A 17,506-nucleotide genomic window follows, 5' to 3' on the forward strand; every position below is an offset into this window, starting at 1 on the left:
CTGTCCACGTGTGGATTTCCTCTCCCTCGCGGCGAGGAGACCCGGTTCACTCAGCATCACGGGCGGACGGCCCCGGCCCGCCGACGGCGGCCAGCGCCGCCTCGATCGTGGGCATCGGGGCGTCCGGATCAGTGCGCAGCCGCTCGGCGGCCTGGGCCCACGGGCAGGGGCCGGCCGCCAGGGCAGCGTTCCGCGCGGCATGGAGGTCGGGCGGGGCGTTGCCGGCCCGAACCACATCGAGGGCGCGACCGAGGATCGCCGCACGGGCGGCGTGGTGCTCATACTCGGCGACGATCGCGGCACGGTCGGACTCGGCGGTCACGACCTCTTTCGCGGCCATGACGATCCGGCCGTCCGCGGAACCGAGTTCCCGCTCCAGAGCGGCGACATCCTCGCGCTTCTTCTCCATCAGCATCCGGGACCTACGCATCTCAGCTCGAAGCTCTTCAAGCTCGACCCGAAGTGCCGCGAGGCGCTTGTCCCCTGTGGGCTCCTCCTCGGGCAGGTCATCGCCGCGGATCAGCGCGGCGGCCCGGCGCGCGGCGGTCTCCTCGCGGCGGTAGTGGTCTTCAGACATCGAGGGGGAGGCCGACGTCGACGCGCGCCGGATCTCGGCTTCGAGCTTCTCCTCCCGTTCCTCGAAGGCGTACGGGAACCCGATGCTGTCCCGGCGTCGTGCCTCCAAAACCTCGGAGACCCGGTTGCGCGCGGCGATGAGGTCCGCGAGGCGGGCGCGGGCAGGGGAGCGGGCGGCGACGAGGGACAACGACATGACAGAAGCTCCCTAGATGCGGGACATGTGAGGGAAGATCGCCGCCATCCGAGCGCGCTCGGCGGCGTCGGTGGAGGCGGGCGGGCGCTTGTCCTGGGCGATCGTCGGGCGAGCGTCCTGGGCGGTCCTGATGCGGCTCTGGCGTGCGAGCCGACGGGTCTGGCGAAGCTGGAGGGGGTTCTTGCCGTCCTGACCGACGGTCGGGTTCGTCCGCTCGGCGTCGTCGAGGATATCGTCGAGGAGATCCTCGAACCGGTTGTAGTCCGCACCTCGGATCTGGGAGGCGACGAACTCGCGGAGCGCGTCGACCTTCTTGTCGTCGGTGGCGGCGCGGTCCTTGGCGATCTTCACCCGGTTCGAGGGTCCGAGTGAGACTTGGGATCCACATGAGCCGGTCGAGGCGCAAAAGCGCATGGGGGCGTCGGCCATGATCAGCCTCCGATCCGGTTCATGTGCGGGAAGAGGGCCGCGTCCTGGGCCGGGATCGACGGCTTGTGGACCGCGTCGCTTTCGGAGCCGTCGGCGTCGCCCAGGAGGAGAGCCTCCAGATCGGCGCGATCTCCCTCGGGGGCCAGCGCGATCAGGTTACGGATCGCCTCGTCGCGATCGGCGGGGACGGCATCGCGCGCGATGGGAGCAGAGCCGCCCATGACGTGCGGCCGGGTGGTGTTCGAGGGGATGGGCATCTTAGGCGCTCCGGAGGTTCGAGGACTGAAGGCGGGGGCGGCGGTGGGGGAAGGACGCCCAGTTGCGGACGAACTCCTTCGTCGAAAGGACCCGGAGGGCCTCGTCATAGTAGAGGGGCCGGGTCTTCTCCGAAGTTGCTTCGGTCTTTTCGGGCTTCGCGGGCATGACGGCGGGACCTTCTGGCTACCTACGGCGGGCGAACATTTGATGAGGTGGGCGTTTCGATTGCGTCAGTTGCTTCAGTTGTTCGATGTTTTCACGAGTGAAGATAATCTTACGCCGTTCTTCGATCTTTGCAACAGTAATGGCCCCAGCCACGGCATTCGCCACGTCGTCATGAGCGCCCTTCATCTGCGGATGATCGATTATGTCCCGGCCAGTTCCGCGGGTTGTACGGCGTTCGAGCGCGACAAGCTGAGCCTCTAGCTTCGGAACGTCGAGGAGCCGGCACTGTTCACTGTTCAAGATCGGCAAGAACTCGCGATATATGTCCGACTTGTTCTTCTCGGACGGCTGGTAGGTCACGCCGTGCGCGGCGAACCGGTCGCGAACCCAGGCCGCGCCGTAGTTGTCGCCGACCACGGTCGTCACGCCGAAGGTCTTGAGGAGGCCGGCGAACTCGACCGTCACCGCATCCGGGGATCCCTGAAGCTCGCGGACGGCATCAAGGACGGCGACCTCCCCGTCGTGGTGCGCAATCGCCAGGACGTGGCTGTCCGATCCACCGCCGCTTACGTCGACGAAGGCGCGATACCGGATTCCGGCGACGGGCGGACGCTCGCGGACACCGGTCGGGATGCACGCCTGGACGGCTTCGAGGGTGATGAACGCCTCGATGTCGTTCCGAAATTCACCCCCGTATTCTGCCGCCGCGGCCGCCGGGTCGGCTTTGTAAGCCCGGTCGACGACCTTCTCGGACAGCGTCGGGTTCATGGTCCGGCTGGCCCCCTTCGCGACGAGGACGCTCGGGTCGCCGTCGGGGCCGAAATCGCGCTTGAACGTGTTCCACAGCTCGCCGCGCTTCGAGTAGGGCGACGAGAAGCCGTAGAGGGGGCCGCCGGTCGTCGCGAGCGCGGGCCGGGCCGCGCCGAGGATCTCGCTGTCGGGGTTCGCCGCGGTGTCGGCGGTGTGCCAGTAGGCGACCTCGTCACAGAGGAGACAGACGAGCGTCTCTCCCCGGATCGTCCGGTAGTTCGCCGGGCGGATCTCGATGTCGACCCCGTTCGTCAGCCTGATCGTGTCGGCCGTCGGCTCGCCGTCCATCATGTTTGCGAAGAGGGGGACGCCTTCGATGATCCCGCGGATGTAGGTGAAAGCTTTGGTCGCTTGCTTGGTGGTCGCGGCCAGGAGGACGACCTTCAGCCGTTCGCCGGGTGCCCGGACGTCGGCGTAGTCGATCAGACAGGCGTAGTAGACGGCCAGGATCGCGAAGGCGCGGGTCTTCCCGGCCCGGCGACCGAATACACCCCAGAACTCGTCAACTGGCGCGTCGGGCTCGCGCTCGCGACCGGTCAGTTCGAGGAAGACCAATCGCTCCTCAGCGGAGAGGGTCTCGCCTTGGGAGGCGATGAGCAGGATCCGCCACAACGCCCACGACTTCCCAGGCAGGATCTCACCGAACAACGCCGGGTCGTCCAGGGCTGACCGCATGGGGATGAGGCGACGCTGGCTCATGGGCGGCGGCCGGCGAGATGGGAAGCGAGGTCGAGCGGCCGGGCGGCCTTGGACACCGGCGGACCCATGCGGCGGGACAGCCGATCACACCGGTCACAGAGCATCCCGAACTGATCGAGGTCGATCGCCTCGCCGGCCGAGCGCGCGGCGGTCATGCGCTCGCGCTCCAGGGACAGGAGGGCGAAGGCGTGGATCGCGTCGAGCCGGACGGCGTCGAGTGTATTGAGGCCGCCGCGCTCCGCGATCAGCCGCTCGCGGGTCTCCCGAAGCTTACGCGCGAACTTCGTCCGACCGTCGAAGTCGACGAAAAGACGCTTTTCTTTCGTTTGATCCGGAGCGAGTTCGGTTTCCACGGTGTATCCCGCCGGTCCTAAATCGATATCGGCCCTGTGAGCGGCCTATATCGACGTGATGACTGGGGGTAATTTAGATGACCGCGGGACAAGGTCAATGAAATTGATTTTTTAGGCAGTTCGGCTCCTAAAGGTGCTTTTCTTTTACTTACTTGCGATAGCGAAGGACCGTCAGGCTACCTTCGCGGTGCGGGCGACCCTGGCGATCGTGTCCCGCGAGGCTCCGGTCGCGGCCTGGACCTGGGACCACGAGGCGCCCTTGGCGAGCATGGCGGCGATGCCGGCGTTCCGCTTCGCATCCTCGGGGCGGCCCCGGAGGCGGCCCTCAGTCTTCGCCTTGGCGATGCCCTGGGCCTGACGACGACGGCGGTCCTCGTAGTCCTTCCGGGCCACGGCCGCGAGCATGTCCAACATCATGCCGTTCAACGCCTCGAACATCCGGGCGGTGAAGTCGTCCGGGTCAGGGGAGGCCATGGCCCAGGAGGTCGGGAGGTCCAGGGCGACGACCCGGACTCGGCGGGAGGAGATCTCGGTCTTGAGACGGTCCCAGTCGCCCGCGGTGAGGCGGGAGAGGCGATCGACTTGCTCGACGAGGAGGACGTCGCCGGGGCGGGCGTCCGCCAGGAGCCGGAACAGCTCAGGACGGGCCAGCTTCGAGCCACTCTCGTTCTCGACATACCAAGCCGCGATCGTCAGGCCGCGCTCGCGGGCGAACGCCTCCAGAGGCTCACGAGCGCGAGTGGCGTCTTGCTCGGAGGTGGACGCGCGGAGGTAGGCTCGAACGAACATCGGAACCTCGTCGGTACGATTAGACCGGTCCGAATATAAGCGGTCCGATTTGCGTCGTCCAGTGGCGTTTATCGTACCACTCTAAGGGTAGTCCGATCAGGGCATACCTTTTCAGACCGGCGTCGGGGGAATGACGCGGGGATCGGCGTGGTCGGCGGTTCAGGTTCAGCGGGTGCTGGCGCGGGTGTGAGCGGTCGGCAAGGTCGAGTTGGGCGCCGCGGATTTTTCTGTCCGGCCGGTGTGCGCGTGCCGTCGTGGTTTCGAGGCCCGCGGGGATGGGATCTGGCGAGGGGCGGAAGGGCGGAATTGGTCTCGTTTTGGGGCGTGGGGCCGTTTTAACTCTACTTACTCTTCTACTGCTCATGATCAGAGGGGTAGAAGAAGAGAACTATTAAATCCGGCCCACGCCCGGAAACGAAGATCATTCCGCCCTTCCGCCCCTCCCGGTCCCGGCTATTAAATCCGGCCCACGCTCCGAAACGAGACCAATTCCGCCCTTCCGCCCCTTCCCTCGGCCGGCAGGCTACCGGTGCCCCGGACACGAAAAACCCCGCCCACGCCTTCGTCAGGGCGCGAGCGGGGCATCGGGTGGAGGCCGGTGGCTTCAGAACCTCGGGTTCAACACATCGCCAGGGGCGACCTTCTTCTCCCGAACCATGGCCGCGATCGCCCCGTCGTTCGTAAGTTCGGCCAGCTCGGCGCTCATGGCCGCATTGACCAGAATGTACAGTCTCCGTCCCCCGATCTTGACACGCTCCGGAAGGACCGCGAGCCCGCATCCGGTCATGGTGCGCCGAAGCTCGTAGTCCGTATCGAACACCCGCCCCGACGCGCCGCCTTTGATGAAATCGATCACCTCCTTGAGCGCGACAGCCGCGGGTCTCGCGAGGTCGCGCACGGCCTCGGCGATGGCGGCGGCCTCCGCCTGGGCGTCCGAGCGCGATCCGGCGATCATATCCTCCTTCCGCGCCGTCATCGGGGCGTGATCAGCCGGGCCGACGTAGTTCCCGTAGTTCTCCGCCCAGTGCCGGATGATGCGGAGCCCGTCGCCCGAGAGCCATTCCCGGAACGCCGTGAAGCGATCCTTCGGCCACGCCGTCTCTGTCACCTCCGGATAGAACCAGCGGCGATCCTCGTTCTCCATCTTGAGGGCGCGCCGAGAGTTCGAGCACGCAAAAACGTGGACCCAGTTGTCGATCGTATGTTGACGGACGTACTTCTGATTGACCGTTACAAAACGGTCGGTGATCACGGTCTTTAAAGACTGGTACGCCTTCCAAGACGCCCCCGAATAGATCTCGTTGACGATGGCAAGGCGCTTATTGGCGACCCATTCGTTGAAGTCGCTCATTATGTCCTTTTCGCTCGGGAAGCTGACGTTCAACTCTCCCACGAGGGGTGCGAGAATATCTTGTCCGAGGGTCGTCTTCCCGACGCCCTGAGTTTCTGAAATCAGGAGGAGACCGTACCCCATCCGGACGCTCGGACGGGCGATCAGGGTCGCGCACCACTTCTCGACCTCGACCCGTTCGGCTTCGTTCGGGAAAAGGTACTTCATGAAATCTAGGAATGGCCCCGGATCCCCGGCGCTCGAACGGATGAGCGACGGCCGGTGCAGGTTGATCGCCGACGAGCCGTGGGCGACGATCGAAGTTCCTTCTTCACCCGGCCGGTAGCAAAGGCGAACGGACCGCCCCTGGTACTCCTTGAGCACGAGCCGAACCGTGTCGTTTACGTGCGAGAACGACGCGAGCATTTTGTTCAGCACGGCCTCGTTTCGGACGATTTCCGGCATCTCCCGGCAGACAAAGAGGTCGGCATCCTCGACATATGCCCACATCAGTTTGAAGCTCTCGCGGAGGACCGCTGCGGGCCGCCCCTTCCCATCCGGATTCGGAACGAGATCCGTCGCCCAGGTCGCGGGATGCTGACACTCACGGAAGGCCGGGCCGGCGTAGCGGCCGCCTTTGAACATCGCCTCCGGGAACGGGTCCGCGAGGTCGAAGCCGGACGGGAACTGCTCGCCGAACTGGATCACGAACGTCGGACAGCGAAGCGCCTTCGAGATGTACGGGACCGCCGAACGGCCGACCTCGTCGTTGTCCGGCACGATATCGGCGCGGGTGATGCCAGCCCTCTTCAGGGCGTCCCAGTCCGTTCGATGCGGTGACAGCGCGCCCCCGATCCACCCGATGTGAAGCGTATGGCCCAGCTCGGCACCCCAGGGATGCGCCTTCAGCGCATCCCGATCCTTGCGGGTCACGCCATCGACAAGGCGTTGCATGTGGCGCGCGGCCTTGGCCCCCTCGTGAATAACGACGGACGAAAATTCTTTCAGCCGGTGGGCATTGTAGAGTGGGAGCGGGCCGTCCGGCTCGGTCATCCGCCACTCGCCGTCGTCCCAATAGGTCCACGGCACATAGGCGCGCTCCCCGTCGCGCTCCATCCGGACCTGAAGCATCACGACCATGTTGTTCTCGTCGCGGAACTCGAAGACGTCCTCGTCATCCGCTTCCCGGACCATCTTCGGGAGATCGGTCAGGGTCGGGAGCGGCTGGATCTCCGGCCACCGGAAACCGGCACACTCCTCGGCGATGCGCTTGGCCTCGTCCTCGGTCGGGGCGTAGTCGGCCGGAGCCGTGACCTTGCCGTCCTTGGCGACGCGGATCACCGCGAGGTCACGCCAGTATTTCCCGGCGCTCTCGCGTACGACAGCGGTCTTGAGTGACCGCGGCTCGGCGCCGATGCGGTTGAAGTAGTCCCGCAACGCCGGGACGTCGGTGAGGCTTCCGAGCTTCTGGAACGTGCTTTTCCCTTTGTTCTCCTGGTGGTTCGTGCTATCTCTTAAATCGCTGTTTGAGCTTTGATCTTGGTTCTCCTGGGGGTGCGGCGCGGACAGGCGCTCGCACCCCTTTTTCTGTTCTTCGAAAGCCATTGTACCTACTCCTAACCGGCATGGCCGGCGCTGTTTGGGGCCCGTAAAGGGATCTCCAAAGTGGAGAGGTCCGTATTCCCGGAACTAACTCAGTCGATCGGTGCGGGAGCTGATTAGGCAGCTTTCTCCGACTGGCCGACACGACCTTCGATCATCTCGCGAAGACGCGCGGTCGGGACGTATCGCCGATTGTTGATCGTGATCGTCGGGATGTCGCCGCTCGCGATCGCCTTGAATGTCGGTGTCAGGCTCAACCCGAGGATCAGGCCGGCCGTTTTCACCGGCACGAGCGGCCGCTCCAGCGCCTCGGCCCGCTCTTCGGCGGTCATCGTCGTCTCCATCGCCATCGGCGGCGCTCCTCTACAGTGGAAGAAGCCACCGATTACAACGCGCTTGAACAGTCTGCAAGCGTATCGTAAATCTACCTCTCGGCTGGAAAGTATCTTGCCCGGGCGATAACAGTAAGTCGCGAGAAAAGTTTTCGATTTTCGACGCCTAAAAACGAACTCCGTACCTCAGCCCGTCACGCGAAGGAGCTTTCGATGAACCTCGATCTTCACCTCGCGCCCATCCCGCCTCTCCGAGATCCGCTCGATCGCGCGCGAGCCGATCCCGAACCCCTCGGTCGCGAGCCACCTCACGATCATGGAAGCCGTCGCCCAGGTGGTGAAGCTCTATCGGTCGCGCAGAGTCGTCTGCTGCCAAGTCGCGCCGGGGAATTTCTGATGGCGCCACACGCCAAGCGGAGGGAGCGGGGAGGGGGTAATGTCTGATCCAGCACGCCATGTCGTGCCGTTCCAAATGGCAGCTCGGGAGCTAGGCCTGAGCGCGGCGACGCTCCGCCGAATGTGCAGAGACGGCCGCGGCCCGACGCTTCTTCGGCTGAGCGAACGCCGGCTCGGCGTCCGCCGTGGCGACCTCGACGCGTGGCTGAAGACCCGCGAGGTAGGCGCCGAGCGCGTCTAGGGCCTCGCGCTTCTCTGTGGCGTAGACCGCCCGGTTGTAGATGCCGGCCACGCCTGCCTTGTGACCGGAGATGTGGTTCAGGACCGCCTCGACGACGTGTGGAAGCACCTTCAGGCGGTCGATCATGAGCGTCGCAGCAGTTCGGCGGAGATCGTGCAGCCGCCAGCCGGTGACGCCGGACCGCTTATCGAGCGAAGCTTTCGCCCGGGAGAATCCCTGGAATCCACCTTCGCCCTGCCCGAACACGAGTGAGCGCCCCTCGATCCGCTCCATCGTCGCCAGAATTTGAAGCGCAGGGGCAGACAACGGCACGTCGTGATCCAGGCCGTTTTTCACCCGAGTCCCGGGTAGCGACCACAAGGCACTCGCGAGATCCAATTCCGGCCACGTCATCTCGGCGACCTCATCGCGGCGTTGCCCGGTCAGCAGCAGCAGCCGCACGATCCGGCCGAAGTCGTCGTTCCGACAGGCCATCAACACCCGGCCGACTTCATCCTCGGAAAGCACTCGCGCGCGCCGCACCTCGGGCGCGGGCTTCGGCATCCCAATGACGGGGTTCGCCTCGGCCTTGCCGGTCCCGACCAGCCACGCGAAGTGCGCTGACAGCGCGGAACGCGCACGGTTGGCCGCATGGGGGCCGGTGTCCCGCTGGATTTCGGCGAGCCTGTCGGCGATCTGCCGCCGGTCGACCGCGTGGAGCGGGATTTTGTGAAGCGGCTTCCAGGCCGTGCGCAGGTAGCGGCTCACCTCGGAGAGGTACGACGGACGCAGGCTCGGCCCGACCGCGTCGAGGTACGGCTCGACGACCGCGCCGAAGGTGACCGCGGCCCGCGCCCTGGCCTTGGCTTTCTCGGCGTGCGGATCCTCGCCGAGTTTCGCCCGCGCCAGCCGCTCACCGGCCGCGCGCCGCGCATCGGCGGCCGTGAGGACCCCGGCCTTGCCGAGCGTCTCCCTCTTCGACTGGCCGAGCGCGTTGCGGTACTGCACGACCCAGGCCCGCGAGCCGCCGCGGCTGACGCTCAAGCCGAATCCGGGAAGATCATCGTCAAACACCACGAGTTTGTCGCGGCCGGCTGGGACCTGAACTGCGAGGGCGGTCTGGTTCGTGAGGCGCATCGCTTACCGGTAAGCACATAGTAAGCAGGAAGCGCGAGCGCCCTGGCTGGTCCCGCCCACATGATGAGAGGGTACACGCGCCCAAACCCCTGCCGAGACGTCATTTCTGCGCCCCGGTAAGCAGCCCTGTCAATCCTCGGACTCTCTACCCTATGTTTCGTAATGAGGGGGTCGGGGGTTCGAATCCCTCTTGCGGCACCACTCCCGACACTCCGACCGGCAGCGTCACCCGCCGTCCGGGGCCCGTCCGTCAGGCCAGCCCCAGAACCACCGCGATGACCGCAACCCCGACGGCCAGCCACGCCGCGTAGTCGCCGATCAGCCCGCTGTGGAGCACCTCCAGGGCGCGCGTCGGCGCCGATTGCGTCACGCTGACCGGCCGGACCACGAGGGCCGGCAGACGCCTCCGAAACAGCCCGTAGCCGGCACCCGCCAGCGCGGCGGTCAAGGACGTCCAGGGCAGCCAGGCCGGCCCCTCCGCCAGCGCGGCCACCGCCGGGCGGTGAAGGAACGCCGAAGCCGCCCGCGGGACGGCATGCTCGATCAGATCCGCCGGCAGGGCGACGTCGAGGGCGAGGAGCACGCAGCACGGCGCCAGCATCAGCCAGAGGGGCCGGTTGGCCTTCTCGCGCTCGTCCGCGCTCGGCGCTCCGGCCTCGTCACCGGGATCGGGTCCGAGCCCGAGGAAGATCCGGCCCGCCGCCCGCAGCACCGCGGCCCCGGTGAGCGCCGCGCCGATGGCCCCGGCCGCCAGCGCCATCCCGCGGCCCTGCTGCGCCAGCGCCCCCTGGACGAGGCGCGTGCCCTGGTCGAGCACGCCGATCGGCAGGCCGCAGAGCAGGAGCCCGGCCAGCGCCATGGCGATCCCGGCCGGCCCGATCCCCCGCCCGAGGCCGCGCAGGGCGATCTCGTCGATGCTCGCCCGCGTGGCGAGCAGGATGCCGGCGACCATGAACAGCGCGCCCTTCACCAGGCCGTGGCCGACCAGGTAGACCAGCATCCCGCCGGTGCCGTCCGCCGAGAGCGCTCCGATCCCGGTGAGCATGATTCCGGCATGCGAGATCGTCGAGAAGGCGAGCATCCGCTTGAGGTGCCGCTGCAGCAGGGCCATCCAGCCGCCGAGCAGGGCGGTGCCGCCGCCGAGGGCGGTGAGAAGCAACGGCAGGGCGTGCCGGAGCTGATCGGAGCCCCCGAACACGACGGCGCTCAGCTTCGCCAGGCCGAACAGCCCGAGGGACACCATCGATCCGGAGAAGATCACCGAGACCGGGCTCGGCGCCACCGCGTGGGCGTCGGCGAGCCAGAACTGGAACGGCACGATCGCGCCCTTGATCATCAGGGCGGCCGCCACGAGGCAGAAGGCCCCCGCCACCACCGGATCGCGTCCGCTGCGCGCCACCGCGGCGGCGATCCCCTCGAAATCGAGCGTGCCCGTCCGCGCGTAGATCAGCCCGATCCCGCCGAGCATCAGGAAGCCCGCGAGGCTGTTGATCACCGTGAAGTTGATGGCGCCCGAGAGGGCGGATTCTTCCAGGTGATAGGCCGTCAGCGCGAAGGCGGCGACGCTCATCACTTCGAACCACACGAACAGGTTGAACATGTCGCGGGTGAAGCAGAACCCCACCATGGCGGCCAGGAACAGCAGCATCAGGATGTGGAAATGGCCGTGGGTGCGGCCGAAGAAGCCCCAGGCGAACACGAAGGTGACGGCGTAGAGCAGGCCGATGAAGGCCGCGACCCAGCCGCTCGCCTCGTCGACCGAGAAGCCGATGCCGAGATGGACGCCGTCATGCGGCTCCCAGCCGCCGAACCAGTAGACGAGGGGATGTTCGGCGGCGTGCCTGGCGATGACCGCGCAGAGGACCGCGACGGCGAGCGCCGCCAGGGTCGCCAGGATGTCGGGGAGGCGCCCCGGCAGCAGGTGCGCGGTGGCCAGCATGGCCGCACAGACGACCAGCGGGATCGCGACCGGGAGCGGCAGGAGCGCGGCGGCGGAAGCGGTCACGGAGCCGTCCGCTCCCCGTCGTCCGCCCGGCTCGCCCCGCGATCGGGCTGTCCGCCCGGCCGCATGGGCCGGAGGATCTCTGGGTCGAGGCTGCCCCCGCGCTTGTAGGCCTGGATGGTCAGGACCAGGAGGAGCGCCGTCAGGGTCGCGCCGACGACGATGTCGGTGAGCACGAGCGCCTGCATCACCGGATCGACCGCCGGCGTGCCTGGCGGATGGTCGTAGAAGATCGGCGCGATGCTGCCCCAGCGGTAGCCGAGGCCGAGCAGCAGCACGTAGGTCGCCGACTGGCAGATCCCGAGACAGCCCACGAGGTGGATGAAGTTGCGGCTCGTGGCGATGCCGTAGAGGCCGATCCCGAACAGCCACGCGGCGACCGCGTAGGGGAGCATGCTCACGCGGATTCCTCCCCGGGCTCTTCGGGCTCGTCCGTCGCGCGGGTCTCCTCCATGAATTCCAGGAAGAGCTGGGTGAACCCGCCCGTCACCGCCAAGGCGACGCCGAGATTCTCGATCAGCATCAGGCCCCCGGAGAAGAGGTCGCGGAAGGTACCGAGCGGCAGGACGTTCTGCATGAAGGCCGCGCCCATGAGCATCGGTCCCAGCCCGCACAGGGCGAAGAGCAGGGCACCCCCACCCTCCAGGGCGTCGAGCCAGTGGCTGCGCACCGCGTCGCGCCACCCGGCATAGCCCTCGCCGAGGTAGATCAGCAGGGTGGCGGAGGCGAGGATGACGCCCCCCTGGAAGCCGCCGCCCGGCGTCACGGTGGCGTGTACCACCACGTAGAGCCCGAACACGGCGGTGAGCGGTCCGGCGATCCGGCAGGCGAGCACCACCGCCTCGGAGCGCGGGATCAAGGCGCGGCCGGCCCGGCGCATGGCGCGCCCGGAATTGCCCTCGCCGCGGTGGCCGCGCAGCAGCACGACGGTCCCGGTGATGGCGGCGAGCAACATGAACTCCTCGCCGAGCGTATCGAGACCGCGCAGGTCGAAGTTGATCGCGCTCACCATATTGGCGACGTGCCGCGCGTCCGGGGCGATCGCGTTGATGCGTTCGCCGTACTGCGCGATCGTCGCGCCGAAGGGCGGCAGCCCGGCGATCACCGCGGCGGCGCCAGGGAGCAGCGCGAGTCCCGACAGGGCCAGAAGCGCGACGCGCAGGCGCGGGCTCACGACTTCTCCTCGGGTGGCTGGTTGCGGACCGCCATCAGCGCGACCAGGAAGAGGAGCGGCACCGCCGCCGAGCCCACCGCCAGCTCCGACAGGGCGACGTCGGGCGCCTGCAGGGCGTCGAACAGGATCGCCAGAACGAGGCCGTTGACCGCGATGGCGAAGATCTGCCGGGCCGGGTCGCGGATGAGCACCACCGCGGTGCCCGATCCGGCGGCGAGCAGGAACAGCAGCGGCAGGATCACGGTCATGCCGAGCGGCCTTCACGCATCAGCACGGCCCGGCCGGTCACGTGCGACAGCACGGCGGCCCAGCCGAGGAACACCGCCATCATCAGCAGGATCTTCAGCGAGCGCCCCGAGATCCCGTCGGCCAGGAAGGCCGCCGTCGTGACGAGGCCGGACGCCGCCACATTGAGGAACGCGAGGGCATGCATCCGGTCGAGCGCCCGGGGCAGGCGCCATAGGGCCAGGGCGGCGAGCCACGTCACCGCCACCGCGAGGCCCAGCATGACGCCGATCGCGAAACTCATATCCAGCGCTCCAGGAAGACCGCCAGCAGCATCGTGCCGGGCAGGTTCAACAGGACCAGGGTGACGGCGAGGTCGGTGATCGACGCCTGGTCGGTGGCGAACGCCATCAGCGTCAGGATCAGCACCGTGACGCTTCCGACAAGCTGGTAGGCGGCGAAGCGCTGGCCGGGACGCCCCCGCCACGCCAGGACCGCCCCCAGGATCAGCGGCGGCAGCAGCGCCAGGATGGCGGCCGTCCAGAGGTTCACGGCGCTTCGCCCGTTAAAACGTGCGTCGCCACGGTCCCGTGGTCGCGGTCGAGGGTGAGGACGTAGCTGTCCGGGGCCAGGGAGGCGGCGAACAGGCCCACGGCCCGCGCGGCCGGCGCCGTCTCGCCGTGCGGCGTCGCCCACGGTACCTCGGCGGCGCTCCGCTCGCGGGTCGTCCCGCCGGCGGCGCGGCCGAGCAGGGCCTTCACCAGATGCACGCCCACGCGGAGGGTCTGCCCGGGCAAGCCGAGGACGGCCTCGGCGAGGGGCCGCAGCGCCGCCCGTTCGAAGCGGAAGCGCACGCCGCCGCGACGGCCGACGACCCACCACCAGGCCGTGCCGAGGCTGGCGCACGCCACCGTGGCGAGGCCTTCGTTCACGCTCGGCGATCCGGCGAAGACCAGGTAGGCAAGGGCGAGCGAGACCCAGATCACCACGGCGACGCGCGTTGATCGCTGGTGGATGCTGCTGATCGGTCCTGCCCGCATCGATCCTGGCCGGGGCGCGCCCCGCGGAAGCGTGGCCATGCGCTGATCGACCAAACGTGGCCGCGGGCGTGGCCGTTCCCGGAACCCGACGACACGGTTCCGTGTAGGGATCTCAGAGCCATTCCGATCCGGGCGTTCCCAACCCTGGCGGTCATCCTGAGGCGGCGCGGCGGAGGATTCGAGTGAGCCTTCAGGACATCGCTGCCTCGGAGAGTGCCTCGGAGGACCGCCGCCGCGGGCCCCCGCAGGAGGGCGAGGCGGGACGATCTCCGGTCGAGCCGGCTCGCAGGCACAGGGACGCGCGATGAAAGCCGAGATCCTCACCATCCGATTCGTGCACGAGGGCTGGTGCCGGTTCGGCATCGCGAAGGTGCGCCTGGCCGACGGGGCCGTCGTGGAGCGGGCGATCGAGGATCACGGCGACGCGGTGGGCGTCCTGCCCTACGATCCGGAGCGGCGGGTCGCGACCCTCGTGCGCGAGCTGCGGGTGCCGCCCCTGTTCGCGGCCGGCGAGCAGGTCCAGCTCGAGGCGCCCGCCGGGCTGATCGACGACGGCGCCCCGGAGGAGAACGTCCGTCGGGAGGCCCTGGAGGAGGTTGGCCTGCGCCTGGACACCCTGGAATTCGTCGGCGCTACCTATTCCTGCGCCAGCCTGACCACGGAGAAGTTGCATCTCTACCTCGCACCCTACAGGCGCGCGGACCGGGCGGCCGACGGCGGCGGGGCCGAGGGCGAGCATGAGAACATCCGGGTCGTGGAGATGGCACTCGCCGACCTCGCCGGGATGGCGGAACGCGCCGAGATCGCCGACCTGAAGACGCTGACCCTCGTCCTGGCGCTGCGGGTGCGCCATCCGGAGCTGTTCCGCGCGTGAGAATCCGCTATCGCGTAGTCGCCCAGGGGTTGCTGACCGCCGCGGTGCTCGCCGGGGTCGCGTGGATCGCCTTCCACCTGCGCTGAGACCCGGCGAGGCTTACGTTTCAAGGATCGATGTCATGAGCGAAGACGCCGGACACGCCGAGCCGCACGGGCTCGACCGCGGGCTGACGAATTACGGCGACCGCGACTTCGCCCGATACCTGCGCCGCTCCTTCGCCCGGTCGATGGGCATCTCGCCGGCCTTGCTGAACAAGCCGGTGGTGGGCATCGCGATGACGCCGTCCGGCTTCAACAACTGCCATCGGGGCATGCCCGAGCTGGTGGAGGCGGTCTCCCGCGGCGTGCTGGCCGCCGGCGCCCTGCCGCGACCGTTCCCGACGGTCTCGCTCGGCGAGGTTTTCCTCAACCCGACCAGCATGATGTACCGCAACCTCATGGCCATGGACACGGAGGAGATGATCCAGGCCCAGCCGATGGACGCCGTCGTGCTGATCGGCGGCTGCGACAAGACCGTGCCGGCCCAGCTCATGGGCGCGGCCTCGGCGGGGCTTCCCGCGATCCAGCTGGTGACCGGTCCGATGTCGACGGGGCGCCACCGGGGCCAGAGGCTCGGCGCCTGCACGGACTGCCGGGGCTTCTGGGCGAAATACCGGGCCGGCACCGTGGATGCCGCGGAGATCGCCGAGGTCGAGGGGCGGCTCTCGGTCACCGCCGGCACCTGCGCGGTGATGGGCACGGCCTCGACCATGGCGTGCATCGCGGAGGCGCTCGGCATGTCGCTGCCGGGCACGGCGGCGATCCCGGCGGTGCATTCGGACCGGCTGGTGGCCGCCGAGGAGACCGGCCGCGCGGCGGTTCGGCTGATCCAGTCGAAGATCGCGCCGTCGCAGGTCATCACCGAGAAGTCGGTGGAGAACGCCATCCGGGTGCTGATGGCGGTCTCGGGCTCGACCAACGCCATCGTCCACCTGACGGCGATCGCGGGGAGGCTCGGCATCCGCATCCCCTACGAACGATTCAACCAGATCTCCGACGAGACGCCGGTGCTGGTCGATCTGAAGCCCGTGGGCGAGGGCTACATGGAGGACTTCCACGCCGCCGGCGGGATGGGCGCGCTGCTGCGCGAGTTGCGCCCGCTCCTCCACCTCGACACCGTGGACGTGGAGGGCCGCACCCTGGCCGAGCGGCTCGACGAGCCGTCCGGCTGGGTCGACCGCGCGGTGATCCGCGCCTTCGACAACCCGGTCTCGCCCGTGGGCGGGCTGGTGGCGCTCACCGGCAACCTCGCCCCCGAGGGCGCGATCTTCAAGCGCGCGGCGGCAACCCCGGAGCTGTTCGAGTCCGAGGGGCGCGCGGTGGTGTTCACCGGCCTGGAGGACCTGAGCCGGCGGATCGACGACCCCGACCTCGACGTGGGCCCCGGCGACGTGCTGGTGCTGCAGAATGCCGGCCCGCATGCCGCCGGGATGCCGGAGGCCGGCTACCTGCCGATCCCGAAGAAGCTCGCCCGAGCGGGGGTGAAGGACATGGTGCGCATCTCCGACGCGCGGATGTCGGGCACGGCCTTCGGGTCGATCGTGCTGCACATCGCCCCCGAATCCGCCATCGGCGGCCCGCTGGCGGCGGTGCGCGACGGCGACCGGATCCGCCTGTCGATCCGCGACAAGCGGATCGACCTGCTGGTGGAGCCCGACGAGATCGCCCGCCGGCTCGCCGGCCACCGGCCCCCGCCGGCCCCGACCCGGGGCTACAAGGCGCTCTACCGCCGCACCGTCACCCAGGCCCCCGCGGGCTGCGACTTCGACTTCCTGATGGGGGAGGCGACCCATGAGTGACCGGATCGCGCCGGATCGCCTGCTCGACTTCGCCACGGCGGTCTACGCCGCGTCGGGCCTCCCCGCGGCGGATGCCCGGCTCTGCGCCGACACCCTGGTCCAGGCCGATCTCTGGGGCCACCAGTCCCACGGGGTGATGCGCCTGTCCTGGTACGTCGATCGGCTCCGATCCGGCGTGTGCAACCCGGTGGCTTCGCCGGAGCTGGCGGTCGATGCCGGGGCCATCGCGGTGATGGATGGCGGCGACGCGATGGGACAGGTGCTCACCGCCCGCGCCATGGAGGCGGCGATCGCGCGGGCCCGGGCCCACGGGGTCGGCGTCGTGGCCCTGCGTAACTCCGGACATTTCGGAACCGCCATGTACTACACGCTGATGGCGGCCCGGGCCGGCTGCGTCGGCTTCCTGTCGACCAACGCCAGCCCGTCGATGGCGCCATGGGGCGGCCGCGAGAAGGTCGTCGGCAACAATCCCTGGTCCTGGGCCGCCCCCGCCGGGCGGCACGCACCGATGGTCCTCGACATCGCCAACACGGGCGTCGCCCGGGGCAAGATCTATCTCGCCCGCCAGAAGGGCCTGCCGATCCCGGAGGGCTGGGCGCTCGACGCGGAGGGCAGGGCGACCACCGATCCGGAAGCGGCTCTCGACGGCCTCGTGCTGCCGATGGCCGGCCACAAAGGCTACGCCATCGCGCTCGTCATGGACATGCTGTCGGGCATCCTGACCGGCAGCGCGTCCGGCACCGGCGTGGCCGGGCCCTATCAGGCCGAGCGGCGCAGCGGCGCCGGCCAGTTCATGCTGGCCCTCGACATCGCGAAGTTCCAGCCGCCCGAGACCTTCGCGGCCCGCATGGAGGCGATGATCGCCGAGCTGAAGGGCGTAGCCCTGGCGCAGGAGGCGGACGAGATCTTCTATCCCGGCGAGATCGAGGCGCGGAACGACGCGCGGAACCGGCACGACGGCCTGCAGCTTCCGGCCGACACGCTCGCGGACCTGGATCGGCTGGCGCGCGAGACCGGCGTGGTCGGACTCCGCGCCTGAGAGCTTGATCGTCGGCGAGG

The 17,506-nt window shown here is 68.6% G+C and carries 20 protein-coding genes and 1 pseudogene; 4 read left to right on the forward strand and 17 right to left on the reverse strand.

Translation table 11 applies throughout. The features are described from left to right. Positions 1–46: 46 nt before the first annotated feature. The 9 genes from MKL01_RS29015 to MKL01_RS35840 form a co-directional block, all read right to left on the reverse strand. Positions 47–772, reverse strand: coding sequence for a hypothetical protein (locus tag MKL01_RS29015; RefSeq protein ID WP_243908644.1), 726 nt, complete (start codon positions 770–772; stop codon positions 47–49). 12 nt (positions 773–784) lie between these two features. Continuing rightward, a complete protein-coding gene (locus tag MKL01_RS29020) occupies positions 785–1,201 on the reverse strand; it encodes a hypothetical protein (protein ID WP_243908645.1) in 417 nt (138 codons plus the stop codon). Between the two features lie 2 nt (positions 1,202–1,203). Continuing rightward, complete coding sequence (locus MKL01_RS29025; RefSeq protein WP_243908646.1) at positions 1,204–1,458, reverse strand: hypothetical protein; 255 nt, start codon at positions 1,456–1,458, stop codon at positions 1,204–1,206. 184 nt (positions 1,459–1,642) lie between these two features. Next, positions 1,643–3,133, reverse strand: coding sequence for a hypothetical protein (locus tag MKL01_RS29030; protein ID WP_243908647.1), 1,491 nt, complete (start codon positions 3,131–3,133; stop codon positions 1,643–1,645). Next, the gene (locus tag MKL01_RS29035) at positions 3,130–3,486 is read right to left on the reverse strand and encodes a hypothetical protein (RefSeq protein WP_243908648.1); all 357 of its coding nucleotides are present in this window, start codon (positions 3,484–3,486) and stop codon (positions 3,130–3,132) included. The genes MKL01_RS29030 and MKL01_RS29035 overlap by 4 nt, the downstream gene beginning before the upstream one ends. A 171-nt stretch (positions 3,487–3,657) precedes the next feature. Beyond that, positions 3,658–4,275: a recombinase family protein gene (locus MKL01_RS29040; protein WP_243908649.1), complete on the reverse strand. Its 618-nt coding sequence runs from the start codon at positions 4,273–4,275 to the stop codon at positions 3,658–3,660. Between the two features lie 604 nt (positions 4,276–4,879). After that, positions 4,880–7,210, reverse strand: a complete 2,331-nt coding sequence (locus tag MKL01_RS29045; protein WP_243908650.1) for a primase-helicase family protein — start codon at positions 7,208–7,210, stop codon at positions 4,880–4,882. Between the two features lie 113 nt (positions 7,211–7,323). Further along, positions 7,324–7,557: a DNA-binding protein gene (locus MKL01_RS29050; RefSeq protein WP_243908651.1), complete on the reverse strand. Its 234-nt coding sequence runs from the start codon at positions 7,555–7,557 to the stop codon at positions 7,324–7,326. A gap of 168 nt (positions 7,558–7,725) precedes the next feature. Further along, positions 7,726–7,857: a hypothetical protein gene (locus MKL01_RS35840; protein WP_279604946.1), complete on the reverse strand. Its 132-nt coding sequence runs from the start codon at positions 7,855–7,857 to the stop codon at positions 7,726–7,728. Positions 7,858–8,056: 199 nt separating this feature from the next. Between MKL01_RS35840 and MKL01_RS36295 the strand changes: the two genes are divergently transcribed. Continuing rightward, the gene (locus MKL01_RS36295; protein WP_409566376.1) at positions 8,057–8,176 is read left to right on the forward strand and encodes a hypothetical protein; all 120 of its coding nucleotides are present in this window, start codon (positions 8,057–8,059) and stop codon (positions 8,174–8,176) included. Positions 8,177–8,251: 75 nt separating this feature from the next. Here the strand turns inward: MKL01_RS36295 and MKL01_RS29055 are convergent. The 8 genes and pseudogenes from MKL01_RS29055 to MKL01_RS29090 form a co-directional block, all read right to left on the reverse strand. Then, a pseudogene (locus MKL01_RS29055) lies at positions 8,252–9,292 on the reverse strand (tyrosine-type recombinase/integrase); the annotation flags it as partial. Between the two features lie 250 nt (positions 9,293–9,542). Then, positions 9,543–11,297, reverse strand: coding sequence for a complex I subunit 5 family protein (locus MKL01_RS29060; RefSeq protein WP_243908653.1), 1,755 nt, complete (start codon positions 11,295–11,297; stop codon positions 9,543–9,545). Then, complete coding sequence (locus MKL01_RS29065; protein WP_243908715.1) at positions 11,294–11,689, reverse strand: sodium:proton antiporter; 396 nt, start codon at positions 11,687–11,689, stop codon at positions 11,294–11,296. The genes MKL01_RS29060 and MKL01_RS29065 overlap by 4 nt, the downstream gene beginning before the upstream one ends. 2 nt (positions 11,690–11,691) lie before the next feature. Next, the gene (locus MKL01_RS29070; protein ID WP_243908654.1) at positions 11,692–12,468 is read right to left on the reverse strand and encodes an MnhB domain-containing protein; all 777 of its coding nucleotides are present in this window, start codon (positions 12,466–12,468) and stop codon (positions 11,692–11,694) included. Next, a complete protein-coding gene (locus tag MKL01_RS29075; RefSeq protein WP_243908655.1) occupies positions 12,465–12,716 on the reverse strand; it encodes a Na(+)/H(+) antiporter subunit B in 252 nt (83 codons plus the stop codon). The genes MKL01_RS29070 and MKL01_RS29075 overlap by 4 nt, the downstream gene beginning before the upstream one ends. Further along, positions 12,713–12,997 carry a monovalent cation/H(+) antiporter subunit G gene (locus MKL01_RS29080; RefSeq protein WP_243908656.1) on the reverse strand — a complete coding sequence of 95 codons (285 nt, stop codon included), beginning with the start codon at positions 12,995–12,997 and terminating at the stop codon, positions 12,713–12,715. The genes MKL01_RS29075 and MKL01_RS29080 overlap by 4 nt, the downstream gene beginning before the upstream one ends. After that, on the reverse strand, positions 12,994–13,245 hold the full coding sequence (locus MKL01_RS29085; RefSeq protein WP_243908657.1) for a monovalent cation/H+ antiporter complex subunit F: 252 nt from the start codon (positions 13,243–13,245) through the stop codon (positions 12,994–12,996). The genes MKL01_RS29080 and MKL01_RS29085 overlap by 4 nt, the downstream gene beginning before the upstream one ends. After that, positions 13,242–13,772, reverse strand: coding sequence for a hypothetical protein (locus MKL01_RS29090; protein WP_243908658.1), 531 nt, complete (start codon positions 13,770–13,772; stop codon positions 13,242–13,244). The genes MKL01_RS29085 and MKL01_RS29090 overlap by 4 nt, the downstream gene beginning before the upstream one ends. A gap of 265 nt (positions 13,773–14,037) precedes the next feature. On the opposite strand from MKL01_RS29090, the gene MKL01_RS29095 reads away from it, so the two are divergent. The 3 genes from MKL01_RS29095 to MKL01_RS29105 all read left to right on the forward strand — a co-directional run bounded on the left by MKL01_RS29095 (position 14,038) and on the right by MKL01_RS29105 (position 17,486). Further along, the gene (locus MKL01_RS29095; RefSeq protein ID WP_243908659.1) at positions 14,038–14,607 is read left to right on the forward strand and encodes an NUDIX domain-containing protein; all 570 of its coding nucleotides are present in this window, start codon (positions 14,038–14,040) and stop codon (positions 14,605–14,607) included. Between the two features lie 121 nt (positions 14,608–14,728). Beyond that, entirely contained in the window at positions 14,729–16,447 is a 1,719-nt protein-coding gene (locus tag MKL01_RS29100; RefSeq protein ID WP_243908660.1) for an IlvD/Edd family dehydratase, read from the forward strand. Then, positions 16,440–17,486, forward strand: a complete 1,047-nt coding sequence (locus MKL01_RS29105; protein ID WP_243908661.1) for an Ldh family oxidoreductase — start codon at positions 16,440–16,442, stop codon at positions 17,484–17,486. The genes MKL01_RS29100 and MKL01_RS29105 overlap by 8 nt, the downstream gene beginning before the upstream one ends. Positions 17,487–17,506: the final 20 nt, after the last annotated feature.

Origin of the sequence: Methylobacterium sp. J-070, from assembly GCF_022829385.1 — a bacterium.
In the GTDB taxonomy this organism is placed as follows: domain Bacteria; phylum Pseudomonadota; class Alphaproteobacteria; order Rhizobiales; family Beijerinckiaceae; genus Methylobacterium.